This window comes from Krasilnikovia sp. MM14-A1004, from assembly GCF_047159485.1.
In the GTDB taxonomy this organism is placed as follows: domain Bacteria; phylum Actinomycetota; class Actinomycetes; order Mycobacteriales; family Micromonosporaceae; genus Actinoplanes.
In genome coordinates this window covers 4,529,408-4,553,391 of record NZ_AP038773.1, presented here as the reverse complement: position 1 = coordinate 4,553,391, position 23,984 = coordinate 4,529,408, and the positions used below count along the sequence as shown (strand labels likewise).

The 23,984-nt window shown below is 69.1% G+C and carries 23 protein-coding genes; 12 read left to right on the top strand and 11 right to left on the bottom strand.

Translation table 11 applies throughout. The annotated features are described in order from the left end of the window. Positions 1-167: 167 nt before the first annotated feature. A complete protein-coding gene (locus ACMCNN_RS19455) occupies positions 168-767 on the bottom strand; it encodes a TetR family transcriptional regulator (RefSeq protein ID WP_412741944.1) in 600 nt (199 codons plus the stop codon). A 132-nt stretch (positions 768-899) separates the two neighbouring features. On the opposite strand from ACMCNN_RS19455, the gene ACMCNN_RS19450 reads away from it, so the two are divergent. Further along, positions 900-1,817, top strand: a complete 918-nt coding sequence (locus tag ACMCNN_RS19450; protein ID WP_412741943.1) for an SDR family NAD(P)-dependent oxidoreductase — start codon at positions 900-902, stop codon at positions 1,815-1,817. A gap of 300 nt (positions 1,818-2,117) precedes the next feature. Here the strand turns inward: ACMCNN_RS19450 and ACMCNN_RS19445 are convergent, their stop codons facing one another. Both ACMCNN_RS19445 and ACMCNN_RS19440 read right to left on the bottom strand, forming a co-directional pair. Beyond that, positions 2,118-3,602 carry a glycosyltransferase family 39 protein gene (locus ACMCNN_RS19445; RefSeq protein WP_412741942.1) on the bottom strand — a complete coding sequence of 495 codons (1,485 nt, stop codon included), beginning with the start codon at positions 3,600-3,602 and terminating at the stop codon, positions 2,118-2,120. A 297-nt stretch (positions 3,603-3,899) separates the two neighbouring features. Continuing rightward, on the bottom strand, positions 3,900-4,586 hold the full coding sequence (locus tag ACMCNN_RS19440) for a response regulator transcription factor (protein WP_412741941.1): 687 nt from the start codon (positions 4,584-4,586) through the stop codon (positions 3,900-3,902). 228 nt (positions 4,587-4,814) lie between these two features. Between ACMCNN_RS19440 and ACMCNN_RS19435 the strand changes: the two genes are divergently transcribed. Beyond that, a complete protein-coding gene (locus tag ACMCNN_RS19435; RefSeq protein WP_412741940.1) occupies positions 4,815-5,942 on the top strand; it encodes an alkaline phosphatase family protein in 1,128 nt (375 codons plus the stop codon). 12 nt (positions 5,943-5,954) lie between these two features. On the opposite strand, the gene ACMCNN_RS19430 is transcribed toward ACMCNN_RS19435, so the two are convergent. Next, complete coding sequence (locus ACMCNN_RS19430) at positions 5,955-7,307, bottom strand: sensor histidine kinase (RefSeq protein ID WP_412741939.1); 1,353 nt, start codon at positions 7,305-7,307, stop codon at positions 5,955-5,957. A 388-nt stretch (positions 7,308-7,695) separates the two neighbouring features. Between ACMCNN_RS19430 and ACMCNN_RS19425 the strand changes: the two genes are divergently transcribed. From ACMCNN_RS19425 to ACMCNN_RS19410, 4 genes are read left to right on the top strand one after another with little or no spacing between them, the layout of a single operon-like run. After that, positions 7,696-8,187, top strand: a complete 492-nt coding sequence (locus ACMCNN_RS19425; RefSeq protein ID WP_412741938.1) for a hypothetical protein — start codon at positions 7,696-7,698, stop codon at positions 8,185-8,187. Beyond that, entirely contained in the window at positions 8,148-8,852 is a 705-nt protein-coding gene (locus ACMCNN_RS19420; protein WP_412741937.1) for an ABC transporter ATP-binding protein, read from the top strand. The genes ACMCNN_RS19425 and ACMCNN_RS19420 overlap by 40 nt, the downstream gene beginning before the upstream one ends. Then, the gene (locus ACMCNN_RS19415) at positions 8,849-9,553 is read left to right on the top strand and encodes an ABC transporter ATP-binding protein (protein ID WP_412741936.1); all 705 of its coding nucleotides are present in this window, start codon (positions 8,849-8,851) and stop codon (positions 9,551-9,553) included. Before ACMCNN_RS19420 ends, ACMCNN_RS19415 begins: the two co-directional genes overlap by 4 nt. Then, on the top strand, positions 9,550-12,234 hold the full coding sequence (locus ACMCNN_RS19410; RefSeq protein ID WP_412741935.1) for an FtsX-like permease family protein: 2,685 nt from the start codon (positions 9,550-9,552) through the stop codon (positions 12,232-12,234). Before ACMCNN_RS19415 ends, ACMCNN_RS19410 begins: the two co-directional genes overlap by 4 nt. 36 nt (positions 12,235-12,270) lie before the next feature. On the opposite strand, the gene ACMCNN_RS19405 is transcribed toward ACMCNN_RS19410, so the two are convergent. Further along, positions 12,271-12,972 (bottom strand): response regulator transcription factor, encoded by a 702-nt coding sequence (locus ACMCNN_RS19405; protein ID WP_412741934.1) that lies wholly within the window; start codon positions 12,970-12,972, stop codon positions 12,271-12,273. Positions 12,973-13,198: 226 nt separating this feature from the next. On the opposite strand from ACMCNN_RS19405, the gene ACMCNN_RS19400 reads away from it, so the two are divergent. After that, on the top strand, positions 13,199-14,077 hold the full coding sequence (locus ACMCNN_RS19400) for an alkaline phosphatase family protein (protein WP_412741933.1): 879 nt from the start codon (positions 13,199-13,201) through the stop codon (positions 14,075-14,077). 376 nt (positions 14,078-14,453) lie between these two features. Here the strand turns inward: ACMCNN_RS19400 and ACMCNN_RS19395 are convergent, their stop codons facing one another. From ACMCNN_RS19395 to ACMCNN_RS19370, 6 genes are all read right to left on the bottom strand, one after another. Then, the gene (locus ACMCNN_RS19395; protein WP_412741932.1) at positions 14,454-14,834 is read right to left on the bottom strand and encodes a BlaI/MecI/CopY family transcriptional regulator; all 381 of its coding nucleotides are present in this window, start codon (positions 14,832-14,834) and stop codon (positions 14,454-14,456) included. 285 nt (positions 14,835-15,119) lie between these two features. Beyond that, positions 15,120-15,677, bottom strand: coding sequence for a dihydrofolate reductase family protein (locus ACMCNN_RS19390; protein ID WP_412741931.1), 558 nt, complete (start codon positions 15,675-15,677; stop codon positions 15,120-15,122). A gap of 171 nt (positions 15,678-15,848) precedes the next feature. Beyond that, a complete protein-coding gene (locus ACMCNN_RS19385; RefSeq protein WP_412741930.1) occupies positions 15,849-16,679 on the bottom strand; it encodes a hypothetical protein in 831 nt (276 codons plus the stop codon). Continuing rightward, positions 16,676-16,987 carry a PadR family transcriptional regulator gene (locus ACMCNN_RS19380; protein ID WP_412741929.1) on the bottom strand — a complete coding sequence of 104 codons (312 nt, stop codon included), beginning with the start codon at positions 16,985-16,987 and terminating at the stop codon, positions 16,676-16,678. The genes ACMCNN_RS19385 and ACMCNN_RS19380 overlap by 4 nt, the downstream gene beginning before the upstream one ends. Positions 16,988-17,289: 302 nt before the next feature. After that, positions 17,290-18,048, bottom strand: a complete 759-nt coding sequence (locus ACMCNN_RS19375) for an ABC transporter permease (RefSeq protein ID WP_412741928.1) — start codon at positions 18,046-18,048, stop codon at positions 17,290-17,292. Positions 18,049-18,107: 59 nt separating this feature from the next. Next, a complete protein-coding gene (locus ACMCNN_RS19370; RefSeq protein ID WP_412741927.1) occupies positions 18,108-18,824 on the bottom strand; it encodes a phosphatase PAP2 family protein in 717 nt (238 codons plus the stop codon). Positions 18,825-18,911: 87 nt separating this feature from the next. Here ACMCNN_RS19370 and ACMCNN_RS19365 point away from each other — a divergent pair, with 87 nt between their 5' ends. From ACMCNN_RS19365 to ACMCNN_RS19345, 5 genes are all read left to right on the top strand, one after another. Further along, a complete protein-coding gene (locus ACMCNN_RS19365; protein WP_412741926.1) occupies positions 18,912-19,289 on the top strand; it encodes a BlaI/MecI/CopY family transcriptional regulator in 378 nt (125 codons plus the stop codon). Continuing rightward, a complete protein-coding gene (locus tag ACMCNN_RS19360; RefSeq protein ID WP_412741925.1) occupies positions 19,286-20,161 on the top strand; it encodes a M56 family metallopeptidase in 876 nt (291 codons plus the stop codon). The genes ACMCNN_RS19365 and ACMCNN_RS19360 overlap by 4 nt, the downstream gene beginning before the upstream one ends. Positions 20,162-21,099: 938 nt before the next feature. After that, positions 21,100-21,495, top strand: a complete 396-nt coding sequence (locus tag ACMCNN_RS19355) for a hypothetical protein (RefSeq protein WP_412741924.1) — start codon at positions 21,100-21,102, stop codon at positions 21,493-21,495. Between the two features lie 602 nt (positions 21,496-22,097). After that, positions 22,098-22,415 carry a PadR family transcriptional regulator gene (locus tag ACMCNN_RS19350; RefSeq protein WP_412741923.1) on the top strand — a complete coding sequence of 106 codons (318 nt, stop codon included), beginning with the start codon at positions 22,098-22,100 and terminating at the stop codon, positions 22,413-22,415. Beyond that, a complete protein-coding gene (locus tag ACMCNN_RS19345) occupies positions 22,412-23,503 on the top strand; it encodes a hypothetical protein (protein WP_412741922.1) in 1,092 nt (363 codons plus the stop codon). Before ACMCNN_RS19350 ends, ACMCNN_RS19345 begins: the two co-directional genes overlap by 4 nt. Positions 23,504-23,984: the final 481 nt, after the last annotated feature.

Here is a 23,984-nt window from a genome sequence, read left to right as displayed (position 1 = left end):
CGCCGAATGCGGCGGATCTGCCGACCGCAGAACCGGCGCGCCGCGTACGGGAGGTGACGAGCACGGCAAGCCGGACGCGCGTTGTCTGCGGCACGAGAGTGCACGTGGCCTCGAAGAACCCTCCACGGCGCTTGGATGATTCCCGTTCCCGGTGGATTGGGGTGCGCTTACGCGGGTTTGAGGGCGGCCATGGTCTGGTCCAGGACTTCGCGGAACGGCGTGGTCCGGTCGGTGGTGATCCACGCGTTCTTGGCGGCGATGAGGCAGGCCAGTGCGGCGCCGGCGATGGCGGCGGGGCGCGGGTCGGCGGGTGGCCGTTGGCCGGTGCGCTGACCGAGCAGTTCAGCGAGTTCGTTCTGGGCCCGTGAGATGCGTTCCATCTCGCCTGCGCTCAGTGCGGGGTTGCCCTGGATGACCTTCTCCATCGCCAGGGTGCGGGAGAGCTGGGTTTCGTCGTCGAAGTAGCCGACGACGACGTCGAAGGCCCGCCGCAGCGACTCCCACACCGGCTCGTCGGCGGGGCGGGCGGTGAACGCCTGGATGAGCCGTTCCGCCCACACGTCGTACTTGCCGAGCACGAGGTCTTCCTTCGACGCGAAGTAGCGGAAGAACGTTCGCTTCGAGATGCCTGCGGCCGCGACCAGGTCCTCGATCGTGGTCTGTTCGTAGCCCTTGGCGGCGAACAGGTCCTGCGCGAGCATCGCCAGCTCGGCGCGCATGGCACGGCGGGCACGTTCGCGCACGGGTACCGGGGGGCGCTGCTCCATAACCGCAACCCTAGCACCCGGCAGCGTTTGTGGCACTCGGTGGCATGTTTGGCGTATGGTAGCGGGAGTGATGCAGGGACCCCGAACCGTCGGCTTCTCGACGCCCCTGCTCCGACATTGCCGGAGGCAGTCATGAACACCCCGTGGACCGAACACCAGATCCCCCGCCAGGACGGCCGGGTCGCCGTCGTCACCGGCGGCAACAGCGGCATCGGCCGGGAGGCCGCGCGGATCCTCGCCGAACGCGGCGCGACCGTGGTCCTCGCGGTACGCGACGTCGACAAGGGCAAGCAGGTCGCCGCACGCATCGCCGACCACACACCCGGCGCCGAGCTCGCCGTCCAGCCCCTCGACCTGGGCTCGCTGGAGTCAGTACGGACTGCGGCCGACGAGCTGCGCGCCACGTATCCGGCGATCGACCTGCTCGTCAACAACGCCGGACTCATGTACACGCCCCGCCAGAAGACCCGCGACGGCTTCGACATGCAGTTCGGCGTCAACCACCTCGGGCACTACGCGTTCACCGGGCTCCTGCTCGACCGGCTGCTCCCCGTGCCCGGCTCCCGCGTGGTGACCGTCAGCAGCTACGGCCACCGCATCCGGGCCGACATCCACTTCGACGACCTGCAGTTCGACCGCTCCTACGACCGGGTCGCCGCCTACGGGCAGTCCAAGCTCGCCAACCTCATGTTCACCTACGAACTACAGCGCCGCCTCACCGAACACGGCAGCAACACCATCGCCGTCGCGGCGCACCCCGGCAACGCGCAAACCGACCTCGGCCGCAGCCTGCCCGGCCCGCTACGCGCCATCATGACCGCGCTCATGCCTTTGTTCGCGCAGTCGGCCGCCATGGGCGCGCTACCCACCCTGCGCGCCGCCACCGACCCCACCGTCCTCGGCGGCCAGTACTACGGACCGAAGGGCATGGGCGGAACCCGCGGATACCCACAGATCGTTGGCTCCAGCACCAAGTCCCACGACGCGGCCGCCCAGCAGCGCCTGTGGGCGGTCTCCGAACAGCTCACCGACGTGACATTCCCAGTCTGAGACAGCAGTGGCAACAACCATGTGCACCATCAGTCTCGACGCCAGTGCATGGTAGGCCACGGAGTGGTGGACGCCTGGCCTGCGCGACGACATGGTCACCGAAGCCCTGGTCATCGGCAGCACCCCAAACTCCGCGAGATCCACTATCTACAGAGCCATTGCATAGCCATGCGTGACCTCGACGGATCTCCGGCCATGGTCATCACGTGGCGCTCGTTTCCCGGGAACATTCGCGCGGGACCAGCCGCCCCAGTGACGCCGAAAGTGACGAACATCCGGCTCCCGTTCACCCGAACGGAATCACCGGCTGGGTTGCCGTCGGAGCAGCGTCAGCGTGGCGTGATGCAGCGACCAGATGCCCAGGGTCCGGTACCCGCTGCGGAGCGCGGCGCGCAGATCGGGCCGTGCGGCGGTCGGATCACGATCATTTCCGTACGTGAACAGCCAGATCCGAGCGGCCTGACCGAGGTGCCCGCCGGGATCGGGGTATTCCTGGGCGCGCAGTGTGCCGACGTCGGCCGCCGGTTGCTGCATCAGCAGGTCGTGCGGCTGGCCCGGGTCGTGGCGCAGGTAGTACTGCATGCCGGTGCGCATGGTCCGGGAATGAGCCGTGTAGATGATCCCGTCGCCGGGTTGCTGGTAGCGGTCGACGAGGTGCGCGGCGGTGCGATAGTCGCTGCCGTTCTTGGCGGTCGCGCCGCGCAGGGCGCGCTGGTCCGGGACGACGGCGAGGCCGAGCACGGCGAGCGCGGTCGCGATCTGCAGGGCGAGGGTGCGCCGGCTGCGCCACCCGGCGGGGGAGTGGCCCGGGCCGAACGGCTGCACCAGCCCGGCCGCTGCCAGCAGCGCCAGCGGTGCGAGCACGATCAGCAGATACCGGACGACCCAATACGGCACGACCAGCACGGAGAGGGTCGCGAGGGCGGCGACCGGGGCGAGCGCCAGGACGCTCAGTTCCGTGACGTGCCGGCGGGGCTGCCAGATCGCGAGGATGGCGAGCCCGATGAGCAGCCAGCCGGCGGGGACGGAGCCGACCAGCATGCCGGGGAACTTCCACAGACTGCCGCGCGTGAGGGGCTCGATCCAGGACAACTGGGTGCCGCGCTGGTGCAGTCCCAGCCAGAGCAGCGGTGTCAGGGCGGCCAGCGCGCATCCCACCGCCATGCCCCAGGCGAGAAGGACGCGCCGGGTGCGGTGCTGGACCACGACGACCACGTGGGCGGCGAGGGTGGTGAGGGCGATGACGTGGCTGAGCCCGAGTAGCAGGACCGCAGCCGCATAGCCGATCCAGCGGGCGGGCCGTGGCCGTTTCACGGCGTAGTGCAGCAGCAGGAGTGCGAGCAGGGCGAAGCAGCAGGCGAATGCGTACGGGCGGGCCTCGTCGGCGTAGCGGGACGTGTTCGGCATCAGGCACAGCAGCAGCCCGGCGACGGCGCCGGTGAGCGGTCCGAAGAACCGGCGGCCCAGTTCGCCGGTGAGGGCGACCGTGGCACCCATCGCGAGGATCGACGGCAGGCGCAGGGCGATCTCGCTGGTGCCCGCGATCGCGGTCCAGAAGTGGATGAGCAGGTAGTAGGCGCCGAAGACGGCGTCGACGTGGTGCATCAGATGCCACAGCTGGGCCGGGGTTCGTCCGGCGGCGTCTGCCGTCGCGATCTCGTCCCAGCTCAGCACGGGATGCCCCGCCTGGATCAGGGCGATTCCGATCATCGTCAGGCCCGGGCCGAGGGAGGGGCCGAGGAGGGCCAGCCAGTGCCGTACATCCCGGTGGGTGCGCAGACCCATCCGTTCCGGTAGCGGCCTTATCCGCCATTGCGTGGCGGTCTTCCGGCCGCCCGTCGACCCCAGTTTCCCGACCATCAGCTTTGTCCCCCTGCCGTGACGCTCGCAGAGGGTCAATCCACCAGATCGCGCCTGAGAAAACGTTGAAAGGGTCGGCACCGGTGGCCCGTGACACGGATCGTGGCCGATACCGCGTGGCGAACCGGTCAATGGCGAACACCTGCAGGCGGTGGTCATGGCTGCTTACCGGCCCACACCCGCCGATCTTGCGTCGTATCGCCCCTGACACACGACCGGATGTCATCCGCCGTCAGGATTGATCCGGTACCCGGCTCCGCGCACGGTCTCGATCGCTGCGCGCCCGAATGGGTGGTCGATTTTTTTGCGCAGGTAGCCGATGTAGACCTCGACGATGTTGGGATCCCCGGTGAAGTGGGCGTCCCAGACGTTCTCGATGATCGCGGTCTTGGTTACGGGGTTGCCCCGGTGCCGCATCAGGAACTCGAGCATGGCGAACTCCCGGGGTGTCACCGCGATCGTGGTGGTGCCCCGGCCCACGTGCCGCTGCGCCGGATCCAGCGTCAGATCACCCGCGGTCAGCACCGCGGGCCGTGCGGGGGCGCCGCGCCGGATCAGGGCGCGCAGCCGCGCGATGAGCACGACGAAGGAGAACGGTTTGCTGAGATAGTCGTCGGCGCCCAGGTCCAGGGCGTCGGCCTGGTCGTACTCGCCGTCCTTGGCGGTGAGCATGAGCACCGGCGTCCACACCTCGCGGGCGCGCATCCGGCGGCAGATCTCGTAGCCGCTGAGGCCCGGCAGCATGATGTCGAGCACGATCGCGTCGTAGGCGCCGTACGGTGCCTCGGTGGCGGTCCAGAGCCCGTCCACCCCGTCGTGCACCAGGTCGACCGTGAAGCCCGCCTGGCCGAGGCCATCGCGCAAGGTCTCGGCCAGTGCGACTTCGTCCTCGACCACCAGTACCCGCATGAATCCTCCCGCTGATTGGCGTCACAAGGCGACACGGTGACAACGACAGGCGTCGCCAGCATAGCCACCGCACCGTGGGCGGCAGACACACAAGCCCGATCCTTGTCCCTCGACGGCGCGAAACCTCAACAGCCCGGATACTCTGCGGTGCTCCACACAACACAATTGAGTGAATCGGCTGCGCGGGCTTCAGCGTTCTTTCAGCGCATTCCCGGCAAGGTCTCGCCAGTGATCAAGACACGCAACAACAGGGTGGCGACAGGCCGGCCGGCGGCTCTCCCGGAGCGTATGGCGGCCCCGGACCCTCAACCCGACAGTCAATCTCGTGGCGGCGCGATACGGCCGAGAAAGACCACGGACCGTGGCCAGGCGCTGTGGCGCACACGAAATGTCCGCGCCGCTGCTTGGTCCACCGGCGCAGAGGCTCGCCGGCGTGGCCGCGTCGCCCTGGCGCTGGCCGCCGGTGTTGCGCTGGCGCTCGCCGGCTGCGCCGGACGGGCGGCGCCCTCCGCGCCCGCAATCCCGGCGGCGGCACCGGGCCCGACCACCAAGGTGCTGATGATCATGGAGGAGAACCACGAGTACGGCGACATCATCGGAGACCCGGAAGCCCGATACCTCAACCAGCTCGCGAGTCGATACGGCACCGCGCGCCGCGTCGATGCCGGCTATCCCCGTTCGTGTCCGTCCCTGGCGGCCTACATCCTGCTCACCAGCGGATCCACCCACGGCATTTGCGACGACAAGGCGCCCAAGTACCACCCGCTCGCCGGCGACAATCTCTTCCACCAGGTCACTGCCAGTGGCCGCGAGTGGCGCGACTACGCCGAGTCCGCCCCAGGCACCTGCATTCTGGCAAACGCCCACCAGGGACGGTATCTCGTCCGGCACGTCCCGGCCGCCTACTACACGCTCGAACGTGCCGAGTGCGCCAAGTGGGCGGTGCCGCTGGGCCACCCGGGGGCTGGTGCACTGCACACCGATGTCGCCGCCGGGACCCTGCCCGCGTTCGGTTTGGTCAGCCCGGACGCCTGTCACGACATGCACGGTGCCGCACCCTGCCCGTTGTCGCGTACCGCCAATGGCGACCGCTGGCTGCAGGACTGGATTCCGCAGATTCTTGCCGGGCCGGACTACCGGGCCGGGCACCTCGTCGTGATCATCACGTGGGACGAGGGAAGTGGTGCCGACAACCACATCCCCACCCTGGTGATCGCTCCCCGGACGAGCCACGTGACCGCGGATGAGCCGTACACCCACTGCTCCACCCTGCGAACCGTCGAGGACCTGTTGCGGCTGCCTGCCCTGGGCTGTGCCCGAACCACCCACTCGATGATCTCTGCCTTCCGGCTGTGACCCGCGTACCGGTCATGGATCCGGCCGCGCCTGAACCGCCGTGATGTCCGGCGAAGGACGCACGAGCGGATCGCGAAGGGCAGGCTCGTCGGCTGGCAGGAAGAGAGTGAACGTCGTCGGGCGGCCCGCACTGGTGAGCACCAAGCGGCCGCCTTCGGCCTCGGCCAGTGCAGCGGCGATGGACAGTCCAAGGCCGGCGCTGCTGTCTGGCGAACGCTCGAACAGGCGAGGCCGGGCTGACTCGGCTACACCCGGACCCTGGTCGATGACATCGAGAGCAAGCGCGCCGGCAGCGTCGCGGGCCCGCAAGGTCGTCACGCCGGCACCGTGCCGCAGCGCGTTGTCGATCAGGACGGCGAGGACCTGATGGACGGCTCGGGGGGACGCGGTGACTTCCGCGAGCGGACCGTCCTGTTCGACGCGCAGCGCGCGTCCCCGGGCGGTGAACGCGGTCAGCCTCTCGGCATGCAGGTCATCGAGGAGCGCGCCGACATCGAGGGCGGTGCGGTCAGCGGTATCGGCCCGAGCGATCGCGAGGAGATCCTCGACGATGCGCTCCAGCCGATCCGTAGCGGCTATGGCGTCGACAGCTGCGGCCCGTAGTGCGGCGTCCGTGCCGGTGGATGCGGCTTCGAGGGTCAGCCGCAGCCCGGTCAGCGGGGTGCGCAGCTGGTGCGAGGCGTGGGCGCTGAAGGCTCGCTCCCGGGTGAGCAGGTCGCGTAGCCGGTCGGCCGTCGTGTCCAGCGCGGTGCCCACGGTGTCGATCTCTGGGATTCCGCTGCCCGGGAATCGTACGGTGAAATCGCCACGCCCGAGCGCGTGTGCGGCGTCGGCGAGCCGGGTCAGCGGCCCTGCCAGGCGGCCGGCCTGGTGGCGGGCCGTGAGGGCGGCAACGAGCAGGGCCAACGCTGCGAGTCCGAGCATGCTTGCCCAGGCCAGGATCGCACGGCGGTCGGCGGACCCTGTGGTGGTGGCCGCCCGTACGAGGCCGACGACCTCCTCGCCCTGGCGGACCGGAACGGCGACCCGGAGCCCGCGTGCGCCGCTGATGTCGGCAAGCTGACCGGACAGCGCGCGGGAGTCATCGGGGCCGAGGGCCGCTGGCCCGTCACCGGTGATGCGGCGGCCGTCGGCGTCGTAGACGCCGATGGTGACGTCCGGCTCGGCCGCAGGCAGCTCGATCGGGTCGCTGCCCCGGATGCCGTCGAGCGACACCGTCGCCGCGGCCTGCTCGGCGACGTGGGCGAGCTCTGTGTGTTCGTCGTCGAGGTAGACCGCGCGGACGGCGATGCCCAGCGGGAGGCCGAACAGCAGCAGCGCGAGCAAGGCGGTGGCCACGGCCAGCCGCAGGATTCGTCGGCGCATACTCCGACCTCCTCGCCCTTGGGCCGGGGGATTGTGGCAGTACTCCCATGGTGCGTTCACCCGGCGCCGGATGCGCATCGTGATCCGATTTTGCCGTCCGCTAACCGTCCGCTGTCTTACCGCTGGCACGGCTGGTCGTAGCGTCCGAGTCAGCGGCCAACTGACGGCGCGGACCGTGTCGCTGGATACCACGGTCGAGGGGGTAACCATGGGATCTCGCCGGGCGAGGACGATCATCGTGACCATGGCGGCTGCGTCGATGCTGCTGCCAGGCTGTGGAAGTCGCAGCCCGGCGCCGCTTCCGCCGGCGCCCTCAGACAATGCCGTGCCCACGGCATCACCATCCCCGCAGGCGCCTAGCGCGGCGCCCACAACCGCCACCAGCGGGGTGGACCCCAACGCGCCGGAGGTCAACGAAGCCGGAGATATTCCGGACAATCAAGCATTCGTGCCGTACAGCCCAGCCTCCAAGCTGTTCACGGTCAAGGTGCCCGAGGGCTGGTCGCGGGTTAATGCCGGCACCGGCGTGGTGTTCGACGGAAAGCTGAACACCGTCCGCGTCGAACTCACCTCGAGCGCATCCGCACCCGATGTGGCCGCGATGCGCGCGCAGGTCGCGGCCATCGGTGCCCAATCGACGGGCTTCCGGGCCGGCAGTGTGCAGCAGACGTCCCGGCCCGCCGGCGCCGTGATTCTCGCGAAGTACCGCGCTGACGCCCCACCAGACGCGGTCACCGGGAAGGTGGTCAACGATGACGTCGAGCGCTACGCCTACTGGCATGCCGGGCACCTGTTGACCCTGACGCTGTCGGGGCCACACGGTGCGGACAACGTCGATCCGTGGCGCATCGTGAGCAACTCGGTGCGGTGGCAGCAATGACCACAGCGATACGCGCCCGCGAGCTGTACCGCTTCTTCCGCGCGGGGGACGAAGAAACCCTGGCCCTGCGCGGTGTCTCCCTGAGCGCGGAGCCCGGCGAGCAGGTCGTCGTCGCCGGACCGTCAGGGTCGGGCAAGTCGACGTTGCTGAACTGCTTGGCCGGACTCGACGAGCCGGACGGCGGCGCGGTGTACGTCGACGACCGCCGGATCAGCCACCGCCCGGAATCGGAGCGCGCTGCGCTGCGCCTGCGTCACGTCGGTGTCCTTCGGCAAGGCGGGAACCTCATCGAGCATCTGAACGTCGCGCAAAACGTCGGCCTCGTGCGGCGTCTTGCCGGGCGGGCGCACACCGCGCCTGAGGTGGCCGAGCGACTTGAGGCCGTCGGGCTGTCCGACCGCGCGCACGCGTACCCGTCCGAGCTGTCCGGTGGCGAGTCAGCACGCGCAGGGCTCGCCGTCGCGCTGGCCAACGATCCGGTGGTCATCATCGCAGACGAACCCACCGGCGAACTGGACGCCGCGAGTGAACTGCGGCTCCTGAACCTGCTGTCGACAAAGGCAAAGGGCGGTACGGCGGTGGTCATCGCCAGCCACAGCGCTGCAGTGGCCGCGGCGGCCGACCGGGTGCTCCGGTTACGCGACGGCCGGGTGATCCCGTCATGACGGCCCATGCGCCCGAGCCGCCCCGAGACGAGGCGGTATTTCGCTGCCACGATGTGACCCGGGTGTACGGCAACGGCCGCGGCGCCGTGGTCGCGGTCCACGACGTGGCCTGCACCGTGGCACCGCGGGCGCGGATCGCCCTGACCGGACCGTCGGGCTCGGGCAAGTCCACCCTGCTGCACCTCATGGCCGGACTCGATCAGCCGACCCACGGCACGGTGTCGTGGCCAGGGCTGGGCGGAAGCCCCACCCAGAATCGCGAACTCGTCGGCGTGGTCTTTCAAAACCCGAGCCTTCTCGAACCCTTGGACGTACGGGAAAACATCGAGTTCCCGCTGCGGGTCCACGGCATGAACCGCGACCTCGCGCGCCGACGCAGCGAGCAGGCCCTGTCCGCCCTCGGCCTGCAGGACCTCGGTCCGCGCCTGCCGGAGGAACTGTCCGGCGGCCAGGCGCAGCGCGTCGCGGCGGCCCGCGTGCTTGCCGGATGCCCGCGGCTCATCCTCGCCGACGAGCCGACCGGCCAGCTCGACCACGAGACCGGCGACCGGGTCGTCACCGCGCTGCTGACCGCGGCCGACCGGCTGGGCGCCGCCCTGGTGGTAGCCACCCACGACCGTGCCGTTGCCGACCGGCTGGCACAGCGCTGGCCGATGTCACACGGTCAGCTGACCATCCCCACCGGAGAGGACGACGCGTGATCCGCATCTGGCTGGCCGCGGTCGTGCGGCGCCACCGGTGGCGGCTGCTGGCCACGACGCTCGGCGTGACCAGCGCCGTAGCCCTCGTCGCAGCACTGGGCAGCTTCCTGTCCGCAGCCGAGGCCACCATGACGACCCGCGCCGCGTCGCAGGTCGCGGTGGATTGGCAGGTGCAGCTGCAGCCCGGCGCGGACCTGGCCGAGGTGCTGGCCGCCACCGCCGCAGAGCCGCAAGTACGGCAGGCTCTGCCGGTCGACTTCGCCACCCTCCCCGGCCTCACAGCGACCGTCGACGGTGGCACCCAGACGACCGGTGCCGCGGTGATCCTCGGTCTCCCGGACGGCTACGCACAGGCGTTCCCGGGACAGACCCGGACGCTGGCGGGCGCAGACCATGGAGTGCTCCTGGCCCAGCAGACCGCCGCCAACCTGCACGCGGAACCGGGAACTGTCATCACCCTCGAGCGCCCGGGGCTGCCGGCTGTCGCAGTCCGAGTGGACGGGGTGGTCGACCTGCCCCAGGCGAACTCGCTGTTCCAAAAGGTGGGCGCGCCGCCTCAGGCGCAGCCGGTGGCCCCTCCGGACAATGTGGCCCTGCTACCCGAGCCTCGCTTCCAGCAGCTCCTCGCGCCGCTGGCCAAGACACGGCCCGACCTCATCGGCAGCCAGATACACGTGGCCCGCTCGCACACGCTGCCCGCCGCGCCCGCCGCCGCGTTCACGCAAGTGACCGCTGCCGCGCGGCACCTCGAGGCCGCCCTCGCCGGTACCGGGCTGGTCGGTGACAATCTCGGGGCAGCCCTGGACGCCGCCCGCAGTGACGCCCTGTACGCCCGGCTGCTCTTCCTGTTCCTGGGCTTACCCGCTGCCGTCCTGGCAGGGCTGCTCACGGCGGCAGTGACCGCGGCGGGCGCGCCGCGCCGCCGCCGGGAACAGGCCACGCTGCGCACCCGGGGCGCTTCAATGCGAATGCTGTCCCGCCTGGCCGGAGCCGAGGCGGCCCTGATCGGCACCGTCGGCGCCGGCGCGGGCCTCGCCGCGGCGGCCCTGATCGGCCGCACCGCCTTCGGATCCGCCGCGTTCGGGGCCTCCGGTGCCGATGCCGCCGTGTGGCTCGTGGCCGCCGCCGGCGCCGGCCTGCTGATCGCGGTGGTAACAACGCTGCTGCCGGCGCGCCGCGACGCACGCACCACGACAGTCCACAGCGCCCGAACCCCGGTGAGCCGCGCGCGAGATCCACGTTGGCTGCGCTACGGGATCGATATTCAGCTCTTGCTTGCATCGGCCCTGGTGTTCCGGTGGACCAGCGGCGCCAACTACGCGCTGATCCTAGCGCCGGAAGGCGTTGCGACGATCTCCGTCAACTACTGGGCGCTGCTCGGACCCACGCTGTTCTGGCTGGGATCCGGCCTGCTCACCTGGCGCTTGACCACCCTGTTGCTGGGCCGGGGCCGCCCGCTCATGGCGGTCGCGTTGAGGCCCATGACCGGGCAGCTCAGCACGACCGCTGCCGCCAGTCTCACACGACAACGACGGCTCGTGGCCCGCTCGGTCGCGCTGGTGGCCCTCGCGGTGTCATTCGCGGTATCCACTGCCACCTTCAACGCCACGTACCGCCAGCAAGCCGACGTCGACGCCCGGCTGACCAACGGTGCCGACGTCACGGTCACGGAGCCCCCCGGCTCCACCGCCACCGCGTCCGCCGCGAGTGACCTTTCTGCGGTCCCCGGCGTCCGCCAGGTCGAGCCGGTGCTGCACCGCTTCGCCTACGTCGGCGCCGACCTGCAAGACCTCTACGGCGTACGACCCCAGACCATCGCCGCCGCGACCTCGCTCCAAGACGCGTACTTCGCAGGGGGTACGGCGGCCACCCTGATCGGCCGACTGGCCCAGCAGAAGGACGCAGTCCTCGTGTCCGCCGAGACAGTGAAGGACTACCAACTGCGTCCCGGGGACACGCTGCGGCTGCGGCTACCGACCGCGAACGGCACGCCGACCACCGCAGGGGGCGGCGCTCGCGCGCGTACTGTCGCGTTCCGGTACGTAGGCGTGGTCAAGGAGTTCCCCACGGCACCGAAAGACAGCTTCTTCGTGGCGAACGCCGACTACGTCGCACAGGCAACCGGCAGCGCTGCGGTCGGGGCATTCTTGATCGACACAGGTGGTCGTCACACCGGCACAGTCGCAGCCGCGCTGCGCGCCAAGCTGGGTACCGCCGCAGTGGTTACCGACCTGTCGACCGTGCGGGGGACGGTCGGATCCAGCCTCACCTCGGTCGACCTTTCGGGCCTAACCCGCGTCGAATTGGCCTTCGCACTGGCTCTGGCGGCCACGGCGGCCGGGCTCGTCTTCGGTCTGAGCCTGGTCGAACGGCGGCGGATGTTTTCCATCGCCGCTGCCCTCGGGGCCCGCCGGCGCCACCTCGCCGGTTTCGTTCTCGCTGAGGCCGCGACCGTGCTCTGCACGGGGCTACTTCTGGGCGCTGCGGGCGGCTGGGTGCTGTCGAACATGCTGGTCAAGGTGCTGACCGGGGTGTTCGACCCGCCGCCGGCGCAGCTGGCGGTGCCGTGGGCCTATCTCGCATGCGTCGCGGCGACGGCGTGCCTCGCGGTGGCTGCCGCGACGATCGTGGTGATCCGCCAGACTGTGCGGCCGTCGATCAGCATGCTCCGCGAGAGCTGAGTGGGCGGCGCCCGCACGGTACGGCCACTGCAGGGGTCAGCTCTCGCCGGGTTCCTCCAAGCGGTAGCCGTGCCCACGCAACGTCGTGATGGCCGGACACGGACATCCCGCCGCGCGGGCAGTCTCGACCAGACGACGGCGCAAGGCAGCAACGTGCACGTCGAGGGTCTTGGTCGGCCCGAACCAGTTCTCGTCCCAGACGTCCGACATCAGCGTCTCCCGCTTCACCGCAACACCGGGCGCTGCCGCAAGACGTACCAAGAGGTCGAACTCCTTCGGCCGCAGCGACACCGCCGTGCCGGACAGCGTCACGCGTCGCGCCGACACGTCGATGTCGAGGTTCCCGACGACTACATGCGACACGATCGACACCGCAGCCGGACGCCGCAGGTGCGCCCGCAGCCGTGCCAGCAATTCGGCCAGCCGGAACGGCTTGGTGAGATAATCGTCGGCGCCCGCGTCGAGAGCAACGACCACATCAATCTCGGCCCGACGCGCGGTCAACACCACAATCACCGTGCCCGGTGCGGCTCGACGCAGACGCCGAATCACCTCGACGCCGTCGATATCGGGCAACCCCAGGTCCACCAGGACGAGGTCGGTCCGATCCGGGTCGAGCGTGCGCACTGCGTCGCCACCAGTGGCACACCACGTCGCGGCGTATCCCTGCCCGCGCAGACTGTCCCGCAATGATTCTCCGATCAGCGGATCGTCCTCAACGATGATCACATCGCTCATCGCCGTCGCCCACCTCACGTCCTGCTGACGCCGTAGCGGTTGGTTACCTCACCAGCCTGTCGGTCATTCACACCCCTCCAGCACCAATACCCGGCGTGCGCCCCCGGGAGGTCGGGCAACCCACCGCTGCATCTCGGCCGTGGCGTGTCGACATGATCCTCACACCTTACTCCCACATCATGTAGGAGTACGTTTCGTCGTCATATGTGACAAGTATGGAGAGAAGATGAGAAGCATCCGGAAATGGGTAACGGTGGTCGCGGCACTGTTACTGATCGACGCAGCCGTCGCCCCCACATCCGCAGCGGCCATGGCACCCCTGGAACGGGCGCCGACCGCCTTGATCTCGATTCCCCGCTTCGACCATGTGGTCGTCGTGATGCTCGAGAACAAGCGATACGACTCCGTGATCGGACATCCCAAGACCCCATGGGTGTCGTCACTGGCACGGCGCTGGGCCAACATGAACAGCTTCTACGCCGAGACCCACCCCAGCCAGCCCAACTACCTGGCGTTGTTCTCGGGCTCGACCCAGGGGGTCAAGGACAACAACTGCCCGCACAACCTCGGCAACCGCCCTAACCTCGCCCGGCAGCTACTGGATGCCGGTTACACATTCACCGGCTACTCCGAAGGGCTGCCCCACACGGGCTACCGGGGCTGCGCCTCCGGCCGCTACGTACGCCGCCACGTCCCGTGGATCAACTTCAGCAACGTGCCATCGAGCGTGCACAAGCCATTCACCGCGTTCCCCTCCGACTTTCGTAAGCTGCCCGACGTCGCGTTCGTCATCCCGGACCTGTGCCATGACATGCACGACTGTCCCAAAGAACAGGCCGACCGATGGCTGAAGAAGCACCTCGCGCCCTACATTTCCTGGGCCGCGTCGCACAACAGCCTGTTCATCCTCACCTTCGACGAGGACAACCGGACGGACCACAACCACATCCCAACGATCATCGCCGGCGCCCGGGTGAAGCCCGGCCAATACTCGTCCCGGCACGATCACTATCACCTGCTCCGGACACTCCAGGCGATGTACCGGTTGCGCCCCACAGGTCACAGTGCCGCAAGGCCCGCCCTGACAACTCTGTGGACGCACTGACCAGATGACGTACCGGCCGACGGCGAAACTCGGCCGTGCCATGCTCCTACACCAGAGCCGAAGGACGATCTGTCGGTTGTGGATGCGCACGATGCCGCCGGTCGGGGGGTGCCGATCGGCGGCATTGTCATGGGTTTCGTGCGCTCCACGAGGACGGCAACCGCGATCGGGCGGGGTTCAGGTTCGAGCAGTTCGATCCGGGAAGGGTCGTCGAGCGCCCTCAGCGGCGTATGTGATCCAGCAAGGTCGAGGCCGGCAGCGCAAGCAACACGTCGGCACGACGGCGGCGACGGTCGCGGACGAACCCATCCCGCGACGTATCGTGCGGCCAGTGCCAGCGGAAGGGCGAGTAGCAGCAGTGGATGCATCGTGATGGTTACGCCCGCCGCCGACATCGGGTGAAGGACAACAACTCGTGCAGGACGTCGGCGGCCTCATCGTCCAGCGACGCGGCGAACTGTTGCAGGACGGCCGTGCGGTCGCGCCGCTCGTCCAGTGCCGCCTGCATCCGCGCTGCAGCCGCGGCGGCGGCGTTCAGCACCGGCCAATACGTGTGAGCCCTTCCGACACGCTCGCGGCGCAATTGCTTCTTCTCGTGCAGGCGAGTCAAAGTCGTCTGCACGGTGTTGTGGGCCAGCCCATCGCCGAGCATCGCCTGCACGGCGCTGGCGGTCATTGGTCCCTGCGCGGCCCACAACACGCCCATGACCTGTGCTTCCAGGCTGCCCCGTGCCCGCCGCGGCCCGTGGTTGTCCACCCTGCACCTCCATGGACAGGGTATCCCCGCCACCAGCATGTACTCGGACGCCATGGCGGCGAGACAGCGCATGGCTTGACGTCACCCTCTGCGCCGCATCGCAATATCGGCGCACCGCATGCCGGGGACTGGTGTGCTGGTGGCCAACAGCGTTTGTGGACGTCTGGCTTCGATCGTGGAAACTGGGCCCAGGGCGGCGTGTGTCTCCATGATCAATCTGCGGGAGTTGAGGCCCCGCCCTGGTGACGTCGGCGGGTGGGCGCAAGCATGTCGATCGCCGGTGATTCAGCGCGCGCGGCGGTAGTGCATGGCCACCACGCCGTTGCGGAGCGGCTTCGCCGAGAGCAGCTCGAGCTGGCGCGTGCCGGGCAGCCCGCCCTGGTACAGCGTCGGGCCGTGGCCGGCGATCCTGGGATGGACGAGCAGCCGGTACTCGTCGATCAGGTCCAGCCGGTCGAGCTCGGTCGCGAGCTGACCGCTTCCGAGGAGGACCCCGGCCGGGGTCGCGTCCTTGAGCTTCTGCACGCCCTCGCGCAGATCGCCGCCGATGTGGTGGCTGTTGGTCCACGGGAAGTCCCTGCGCGTGGACGACACCACGTACTTGGGTTTCGCGTCCAGCTTGACCGCCCACTCGCGGATGGCCGGGGGCGCCTGTTCGTCCCCGCGGGCGACGGCCGGCCAGTAGCTCTCCATCATCTCGTAGGTGAGGCGACCCCACAGCATTGCCCCGCCCTCGTCCATGAGACGGGTGAAGAAGGCGTGCGTCTCGTCGTCGGCGATCCCCTCCTGGTGGTCGACGCAACCGTCCAGGGTGAGGTTGAGGCTGAAGGTGAGAAGTCCCATGGCCGGCGACTCTAACGCCACTACAGCGTCGCGTCAGCGAGTTCGAGTGACACGCCCGTCTCGTTGATGTCCTCGGTCGGGACTCCCCGCGGGGGGCGTTTCCTGCGGTCAAGCCTGTCTGATCCAGATCTTGGCAGCCCAGGGCTGGACCGCAGTAGTGCCGCCCGCGTGTTATGCGAGCGCTGCCGGTCGGCGGATAGTGAGCGCGGCCAGAGCAGCCGCAGCGGCCAGCACCGCCACGACGACAATCCAGTTGACCACGAACGGGGTCGCCAGGATGCCATGGTCGCCGCGGAACCCCGCCGCATCATGGGATCGCACCTGCAACCCCCACACCAGGGCGGCGATCGTGGCCACCACCATCCCGGCGGCCACCACCATGCGCGCAACCGGGCCGAGCCGAGCCGGTTGCACCGCCGGTACCCGACGCAGGACCTCCGTCGCGGCCCACGCGGTCGCGGTCACCACCCCGATCGCCGCAAACGCGATCAGCACGAAGCCGGCGACATTGGGTGCCGACCGCACCTCATGGCCGGCCGCGATAACCTGCGCCAGCCGGAGAATTCCGTACCAGGCAGCAGCTCCCATGAAGGGGACCGCCACGAACTTCCACACGTCGCGGTGACCACCGCGGATCAACGCAAGCGCGGTGGGCGCCGCCGCGACCATCAAGGCGAGCATTGTCGTTGCAGCGGCGAGCACCATCAGCGTGTACATGCCGCGCGCTTCGCCGCTCACGTCCTCAGCCAGCTTGGCGAAACCAAGGCCACCCACCGTGAACAGCCCGACAGCCCACACCACCACAGTCATCGGGGAACCACGGGACACGAGAACACCTCCATGCGCACGCACGGCTCCGGACAACGAATCCACGATCAGGAGCGGGTGGCGGTGTATGCCCAGGTCGCACAGCAGTTGGGCATACTCCTCACCGTAGCGGCGACGCCACCCGGCCGGATAGCACGCCACCAACGCCCGCACCAGCAGGCCGTCGCCGCTCACGCCGGGGCCGTCCCGAGCCGCTCCAGGCTCAACGCGGCGAGCCGCTGCATCCGCGTCGCCTGCGACGACAGCTCAGCCGCGCCAGCCGCCGTCAACCGGTAGGGCCGCCGACGCCCGTCCGCCGGTAACCCCTCGATCAAGCCGCCCTTCTCCAGCCGCGAGAGCGCCGCGTACAGCGTTCCAGGGCCAAGGGTTACGCCGACCTCGCCGGCGATGTCGGCCGTGATGGCGTAGCCGTGTTTCGTGCCATCGGCCAGGCTGGCCAGGATCAGCAAGCCTGGCTCGGCCCAGCGGCCAAGGTCGTCCATCACCTGGCTCCTCCGTCCGCCGCTATATCGCCCAACGTACTACGCGAGGCGATATAGCGCCAGACCCGGCGGGTGCGACTCGCGTAGAACCGCGCCCTGCGCCGAGCGAGCCGGCGCATTTCGTGAACAGGTCAGGGGTCTCGCATGGTTCCGGTGAACAGCGACTGACTCCGATGCTGTCCTCGATGCATGCCGGGAGGGCAGGCGAACAGGCGGCTGCCGACGTGCTGGATGCACTCCTCAGAGATCTTGCAGGCGGCAGCCGACGGTTGCAGAACGGCGTCAACACCGCGATCGAGGCCTCAGGAGTCCGACGATGGCCGCCGCAGCCATCGCCCGGCGACAAGCTCGAGGGTCACGACGGCCGCGATGCCCTCGACCGCGAGCAGCGCGATCAGTACCAGCAGTTGGGTCGCGCCGGCCTGGACCACGGAGCCGCCGCCAAGAAGGACCCCGACGAAGGCGCCCGGCAAGGTGACAAGCCCGACGGTCCGCGTTTGATCCAGCGCTGGCACGAGCGCGGTCCCGGCGACCGGTCGGCACACCTCGAGCGCCGCGTCCCGAGGCAACAAGCCGAGCGCCAGTGCCGCCTCGTACTCACCACGCCGGTCCCGCAGCTCGTCGAGGAGACGGCGCCCCGCCAGGGACGTCGCGGTCATCGCGCCACCGATCAGAATCCCGGCGATGGGTAACACCGCGACCGTCCGCAACGGGGTCGCCCCGGCCGACACGACGGCCACGCCGACCGGTAGTGCGCCGGCCGCGATCGGCAGTACCACCGGCCAGCCCAGCCGCAGCGTGCTGACTCGCCGTGCCGAGGTCGTGGCAGCAACGACGAGCATGAGAGCGATGAACGCCGCGGTTGTCCACCATGTGCGCAGTACAGCTGTGATCAGTAGCGACACCACGCCGAGCTGCACGACCGCGCGCAAGGACGCAGTCACCACATCCCGGCCGAGGCCCAGGCGCGCGACAATCACCACGGTTGCAGCGACCGCGACCAGCACCACGAGAACCACCGCGAGCGCGGGACCAACTGACACCGCCGCCTGGGTACTCATGCCGTATCCAAGCATCCCGGCCAGGCAATCACCGTTGCCACCGCCCGACCCGTCGCCGATCAAAGATCATCGGCACCATCGCCTCCCGGCGCAGTTCCGGGCTCCCCGGCGGGCCGAAGCACTGACTGCCGGACGGCGGAGTTCACCGGTCGATACAGGCCGTCGACGACGACCCCCACCACAGGAACCACGGTCAGGACGAACAACCACGCGCCGAGTACGTCGCTGGGCCAATGCACCACCAGAGCCACGCGGCTCACGCCGACCATCACGGCCCAGGTGCCGGCGCCCACGGTCACCCACCGCCGACGGCACACCAGGGCGAGAACGACCGCGAACGTCGCCGACGCCGTGGAGTGCCCGGACGGAAACGACCAACTGCCCGCCGCCGCCAACCGATCGACAGGGCGCGGCCTGGCGATCACGCCAAGCAGGATCAGCCGGAGGATCAGTGTCGCGAGCGTCGCGACAGCGGCGAAGAGGGCGTGCCGACGCATACGCCGCTGTACCAGAACCGCGCACATGAATACCGTGGCCGGGCCGAGCACAGCGGTACTGCCGGTGACCGTGATCGCGCGCATTGCCCCCAGCCACCCCGGATGGCCGAGCGCAAAGTCGTGGGCCGCCTCGCTGATCGCCTCGTCTACCCGCTGCAACCAGACCCCGTGGCTCACCACCGCCAGCGCGAGCAAGCTGAATCCCGCTGCCGACACGCCAGCCACGACGAGTGCAACAGAAGGCTTCCAGACGACGTGATCAACCGGTTTCACCTCCATCACCGTACTCCTACGCACTGTAGGTGCTTATGCCGTCGCCGCATGACGGTGATCCGGCCGCGTAGGCTCATGGCGGAGGTCTGCAAGATGACGACGAATCACCGGCGCCGAGCCCGGGGCGGCCTGGAGGCCGAGGTCATGGGCGTGCTCTGGGAGCACGGCGTACCCATGAGCGCCACCGACGTGCAGACCGCCCTGGGCGGGGATCTCGCATACAACACCGTGCAGACGATCCTCATCCGCCTGCACGACAAGGGCACTGTCCTGCGTCGCAAAGCCGGACGCGGACACCTCTACTGGCCCGCGCAGGACGCGGCCACCGCGGCCGCCGACCGGATGCGCTCCGCGCTCGGCGAGCAGACCGACCGGCATGCCGTACTACAACAATTCGCCGCCGGGCTCGACGAATCCGACGCCGCGGTCCTGCGCCAACTGCTCGGCGCGGAAGCCAGGCGAAAGAAATGACCATCGAGATCTACCTGCCCCTTGCTCTGGCAGCGGCCGTCGCCCTGTCCACACGGTGGATCATCTCCCGCTGCGCTCCCGGCACCGCAGCCCGCGTTCTGACAGCCGCCGCTGTGGTCGCCGCGGCCGCTTCCACTTGGTCACTGCTGCTGCTGGCCCTCACGATGCTGGACGACGTTCCACCACTGTCCGCCCTCGACAACCACCCCCATATTGAACTGCCGGAACCAGTACCGGGATTGATCGCGCTGTTCGCCGGCATTGGGCTGCTGGGCGCCGTAGTACGGCTGTTCCGGGACCGACGCCACCGTGGCCAGCTGATCAACGAGCTGCGCCGGGTGGGTGAACCCCAGGACGGGATGGTCATCGCCGACTGGTCGAAACCGATCGCGGTGGCAATCCCCGGTCGACCCGGTCACCTGCTGGTCACATCCGGCATGCTCCGCCTCCTCGATGCGGACGAGCGACGGGTCCTGTTCGCGCACGAGCAGGCCCACCTCGACCACAACCACTACATCCTCGCCGGCGCCGCTGCCGCAGCCGCAGCTCTGAACCCGATGCTCATCCCCGTACGCAACGCGGTCGCCTACCTCCTCGAGCGGCAAGCCGACGAGGACGCGGCTGCGGTCGTCGGCGACCGTGACCTGGCCGCTCATGCGGTCGCCAGGGCGGCCCTCGCCATGACCACCGGCCCGGCGGCACTGTCGATCAGCGGCAGCGCGGCAGTACAGCGCGTCCGCGAGCTTCGCCAACCCATCCCGGTCCCACAACACCAGCGGCTGCTGGGGCCAGTCGTGGTAGCTGCCGGGATCGTGGTCGCGTCAACAGCGGCCACACTCGAATTCGTCGAGCTTGCCCGCGCCTGGCTGTGACCATGAGCCCGCCCGAAACACGAAACCTGCAGAGGCCGGAGCCCCGGTGGGGGTTTGGTGTTCGTGAGTCTCGGGCTAATGCCCGTCAGGCCACGATGGTGCAGCACCGACGAACCACCGGCGCGCCTTAACGCGGCGTCGCCAACGGACGACCTGTCGATCCTCTGGTCGGTTTCGCCGAAGCCTGCCATCGGCCATCGGCAGATCAAGCGCATGGGTCCGAACGGCGGAACCGGTAGCGCAACACGGGGATCCTCGACGCGCTGCGGTCCTCGCCTCCGCGTACGACACCGTCACAAGCCCCGACTGCGACGTCGGCGTCCGCCGGTCCGTGTTGAGGTTGATGGCGGTGCCGCCGTCCGCAACCGCACACCGAACCGAGCAGCTCATCGGGCAGGTCTTCTTCGCCAGCCCAACCGAAGGCGGCCCGGAAGCGAACTCGATCGGAAGCCGCATGATTGCCGCGACATAGATGACGAACTCGTTCTCATACACGGGTACGTCGGTCATCGCGACGGAGGCATTGGCGGTATGGGCGAGGAGGAGCGGGATCGGCGCAACGCCTCAGGCCGGCACCAAGTATCTCGGTTTGACTGATCGTTAAGAGGTCGTCCCACCACCCTGCGGTCGCCTCGCCGGAACCGACGGCGCGCACCACCCGTCAAGGCCATCCGGCGCCCGCTTAGGACCACACGTCAGCGACCGTCGCTACTCAACCGGGATCCAATCAGAACAGCAACCTCTGGGATGAACCCAAATGAATGACCGAATCCGGCAGGCGAAGGTCGAGTTCGCTTCGTGATTGCTGGCATCGGTCCGGGCGCAGGATCCCACGTGCGGATTGATTTGATGGACGGCGCGGCGCGCCCTGGGCGACGTCGGCATGGCGACGTACACAATAGAGATTGTCAGTCAGGGCCGTGATGTCGGGAGTTGACGTGAATTCCATTCGTTATGTTGTTCTTTCCATCGTCGCTACGGGCGCGGTGTCGGCAACGGCAATCACACCCGCGGCAGCAGCACCGCCCCAGAGACTTCCGCATCACACCGTCGCCGAAATTCAGCAGCACGTCAATGAAAAGGTGGCACACATCGTGAGTCATCTGGCCGTGCTGCGGCCTCGCGTGGCGGCCAACAAGCGCTTCACCGCAGCGCAGAAGAGCTTGCTCGACGCCGATATCGTCGCTTTGCTGAACGCCTCCGTGGCGGCCCGAACGAAGATCGATTCCGACACCACGATGGACCAGATCCGTGCGGATCGCCCGCTGTTGGTGGCTGTGCACGACAAGCGCATCAAGCTCCGGGCCGACCTGGCTGCCGCACGTTCGCACTAGATGTGTCCGAATCGGGTGTTCGTGGACGGCCGGCAGCGTCGCTCGATTTGACTGGTTCTCGCAATGGCGCTGCTCGGCGCAGGATTGCGAACACCGCAGATCCCGAGGCGGGTACGCGCCAGACAGGGCATGCGGCGCCCGGCCGCAGGATGAACGGTGGGGATACCCGGTCGCGCTGCCCACAGCCGTACCGGTCGACCAGGTCGATGTCCGGTTGCTGCGGTGGCGCCGGATCAGGAATGGCGGAGATGGCGCCGTCTGATCGAGGAGCGGCCAGGCTGCGCGTCAGCGGCCCTCACGGGTCGGCCGGAGGTGGTACGGCGTGCAGGTGCAGGTCGGTGGGCGGCTCGGCCGGAGCCCGCCGCACCGATCCAGGCGGGGGCGGGATGGCCGGGACCGACGGCGGCTCCATCCTCCCGCCCCGGCCGCGCCCGTTCAGGGTCGCGGTGGCGTGCTCGATCTTCTCGGCGACCGCGGTGTTGTGGCTCTTCGCCGAGTCGCCGAAGGAACGCCCCCCGGGGGGGTGATGAGGTAGAAGGCCGGTGTGGGTGCGCAGCCGAACGACCGTTGACTTCTAACGCTACCTAGGTAGAGTTAACGCTGTGCGGCGTAACCGACCCTTGTCCGCGCAGGCGATCAGCGTTCTGCGGGCGCTGGCGGCTGAGCCGTCGCGGTGGCGCTATGGCTACGACCTGGCCGCCGAGGTCCACCTCAAGTCCGGCTCGCTGTATCCGATCCTGGTCCGGCTGGCCGACCGCGGACTGCTGGAGGCGACCTGGGAATCCGGCCCGGAAGGCCGCCCACCTCGCCACCTGTACCGGCTCACCGGGGCAGGCCGGGAGTACTCGGCCACGCTCCCCGCAGCCCGGGCGGTGCGGAGCGCGCCGCGTCCCCACCTGCGTCCGAGTGAGGGGTCATGATGCCGGTGCTGTTCATTTTCGTGGTGGGCATCGCGGTGGCCCTGATCCGCCGGCATTTCCTGGTCGCCCCCGAAAGGCGGCCGAGCGGGGACGCACCGGCCCGGCTGCTCGGCTGGGCGGTCGGCCTGCTGGCCGATCCGCGGCAGGAGTGGGGTCAGGCGATGATCGGCGAGCTGGACCGCCTCGACGGGCGGGCCCGACGGTGGCGCTTCGCCCTCGGCTGCGTCATCGCCGCGCTGGCCATGCCGCCCTGGGGACGCGCGGCCGCCGCCCTCGGGGCGTTGATGGCCGTGGCGGCCGGCGCCGGCGGGCTGGACGCCTACACGCACATGCATTACCGGCTGCACACCGACGGCTGGACCTGGGTCGGGGCGGTCATCCTGATCCTGATACTCACCGGCTACATCCTCGGCGGCAGCATGCTGTTGCGCCGCCCCGGGGTGGCCGCTCCCGGGCTGGCCGGTGGCCTGCTCGTCGCGGCCGCCTGGCTGGCAGCCGGAGGGTTCACCTTCGATCACTGGCTCAACTCGTACGGGCTCGGATCCCGACAGTGGTTGCTGCTGCTGGCGCCGATCGCAGTCGGGGTGGCCGCTACCCTGTGGGGCGGCAGCGACGCCGTCGGCCGGCGCGCCACACGCCTGGCCGCCGTCACCGCCGCGCTGAGCATCTACCTGTACGGGGTCCTCGCGGTCGCGGTCCACGGCGCGATCGGACATGACCCGAGCGACGGCTGGACGACTGCCCAGATTGTCGCCGACAACCTCGGAAACCAGGCCGTGTTCTACCTTGTGGCGCTGCCCCTCGTGACCACGGCCATCGGATGGGCCGCCGCGGCGGCCACCGCACGCCTGCGTCATGCCCCGCCGGCGGCGCCGGTTCTCGCAGCATCGGGGCCTGGTTCAGCGCTCGCCGGGACAACCCACGCGGCCTCTGCCCAGCGCCGCCCGACGGCGACGAACGATCACCCGGCCGCCAGTCTCCCGAATGCCACAACGGCACGTCAGCGCCGAACCTGGTATGTCCTCTTGCTGTGCGCCGCAGCGGTATCCGCAGCGATCCTCGTCGCCCTCACCTTGATGCGACCGTGAAGCGCGACGGCTCGACCGAGGACAGGACACCGTCGACGTACCTCGTCGCCCTCACCTTGATGCGACCGTGAAGCGCGACGGCTCGACCGAGGACAGGACACCGTCGACGTATCCGATCAGGACAATGCCCAGCGCTAAGGGTGCCGGTATTTCCGTGACCCCGGTCGTTGGACCCGACCGGGACCGGCAGGACCCGATGGACGATGCGGGGGGGCTGGCGTTAAACCGCTTCGCCATCACCATCAGCGACCGATTCCCTGCCGCTGAGACCTACCGAAGGTCGCCGGAAACACCGTTAGCGAGCTAATCCCGGTCGATTGTTACCGGGACAGGACTACGATCTCGGGGCCGTCCGGGCCGCGTGGGGTTACGGTATCGATCTCCCCTCGGACACTTCGATCAAGGACTGACCTGCGGGTTTGCCGTGTGAGTCGTCGTTGGCTGAGGCCGTACGGTGAGGTCGTAGGCGTGGGAGTTCAAC

What these genes read in the sequence shown, in the direction of transcription:
- ACMCNN_RS19455 (WP_412741944.1), bottom strand. Translation starts at nt 767, where the DNA reads ATGGAGCAGCGCCCCCCGGTACCCGTGCGCGAACGTGCCCGCCGTGCC.
- ACMCNN_RS19450 (WP_412741943.1), top strand. Translation starts at nt 900, where the DNA reads ATGAACACCCCGTGGACCGAACACCAGATCCCCCGCCAGGACGGCCGG.
- ACMCNN_RS19445 (WP_412741942.1), bottom strand. Translation starts at nt 3,602, where the DNA reads ATGGGTCTGCGCACCCACCGGGATGTACGGCACTGGCTGGCCCTCCTC.
- ACMCNN_RS19440 (WP_412741941.1), bottom strand. Translation starts at nt 4,586, where the DNA reads ATGCGGGTACTGGTGGTCGAGGACGAAGTCGCACTGGCCGAGACCTTG.
- ACMCNN_RS19430 (WP_412741939.1), bottom strand. Translation starts at nt 7,307, where the DNA reads ATGCGCCGACGAATCCTGCGGCTGGCCGTGGCCACCGCCTTGCTCGCG.
- ACMCNN_RS19415 (WP_412741936.1), top strand. Translation starts at nt 8,849, where the DNA reads ATGACGGCCCATGCGCCCGAGCCGCCCCGAGACGAGGCGGTATTTCGC.
- ACMCNN_RS19405 (WP_412741934.1), bottom strand. Translation starts at nt 12,972, where the DNA reads ATGAGCGATGTGATCATCGTTGAGGACGATCCGCTGATCGGAGAATCA.
- ACMCNN_RS19400 (WP_412741933.1), top strand. Translation starts at nt 13,199, where the DNA reads ATGAGAAGCATCCGGAAATGGGTAACGGTGGTCGCGGCACTGTTACTG.
- ACMCNN_RS19390 (WP_412741931.1), bottom strand. Translation starts at nt 15,677, where the DNA reads ATGGGACTTCTCACCTTCAGCCTCAACCTCACCCTGGACGGTTGCGTC.
- ACMCNN_RS19380 (WP_412741929.1), bottom strand. Translation starts at nt 16,987, where the DNA reads ATGGACGACCTTGGCCGCTGGGCCGAGCCAGGCTTGCTGATCCTGGCC.
- ACMCNN_RS19375 (WP_412741928.1), bottom strand. Translation starts at nt 18,048, where the DNA reads ATGAGTACCCAGGCGGCGGTGTCAGTTGGTCCCGCGCTCGCGGTGGTT.
- ACMCNN_RS19370 (WP_412741927.1), bottom strand. Translation starts at nt 18,824, where the DNA reads ATGGAGGTGAAACCGGTTGATCACGTCGTCTGGAAGCCTTCTGTTGCA.
- ACMCNN_RS19365 (WP_412741926.1), top strand. Translation starts at nt 18,912, where the DNA reads ATGACGACGAATCACCGGCGCCGAGCCCGGGGCGGCCTGGAGGCCGAG.
- ACMCNN_RS19360 (WP_412741925.1), top strand. Translation starts at nt 19,286, where the DNA reads ATGACCATCGAGATCTACCTGCCCCTTGCTCTGGCAGCGGCCGTCGCC.
- ACMCNN_RS19345 (WP_412741922.1), top strand. Translation starts at nt 22,412, where the DNA reads ATGATGCCGGTGCTGTTCATTTTCGTGGTGGGCATCGCGGTGGCCCTG.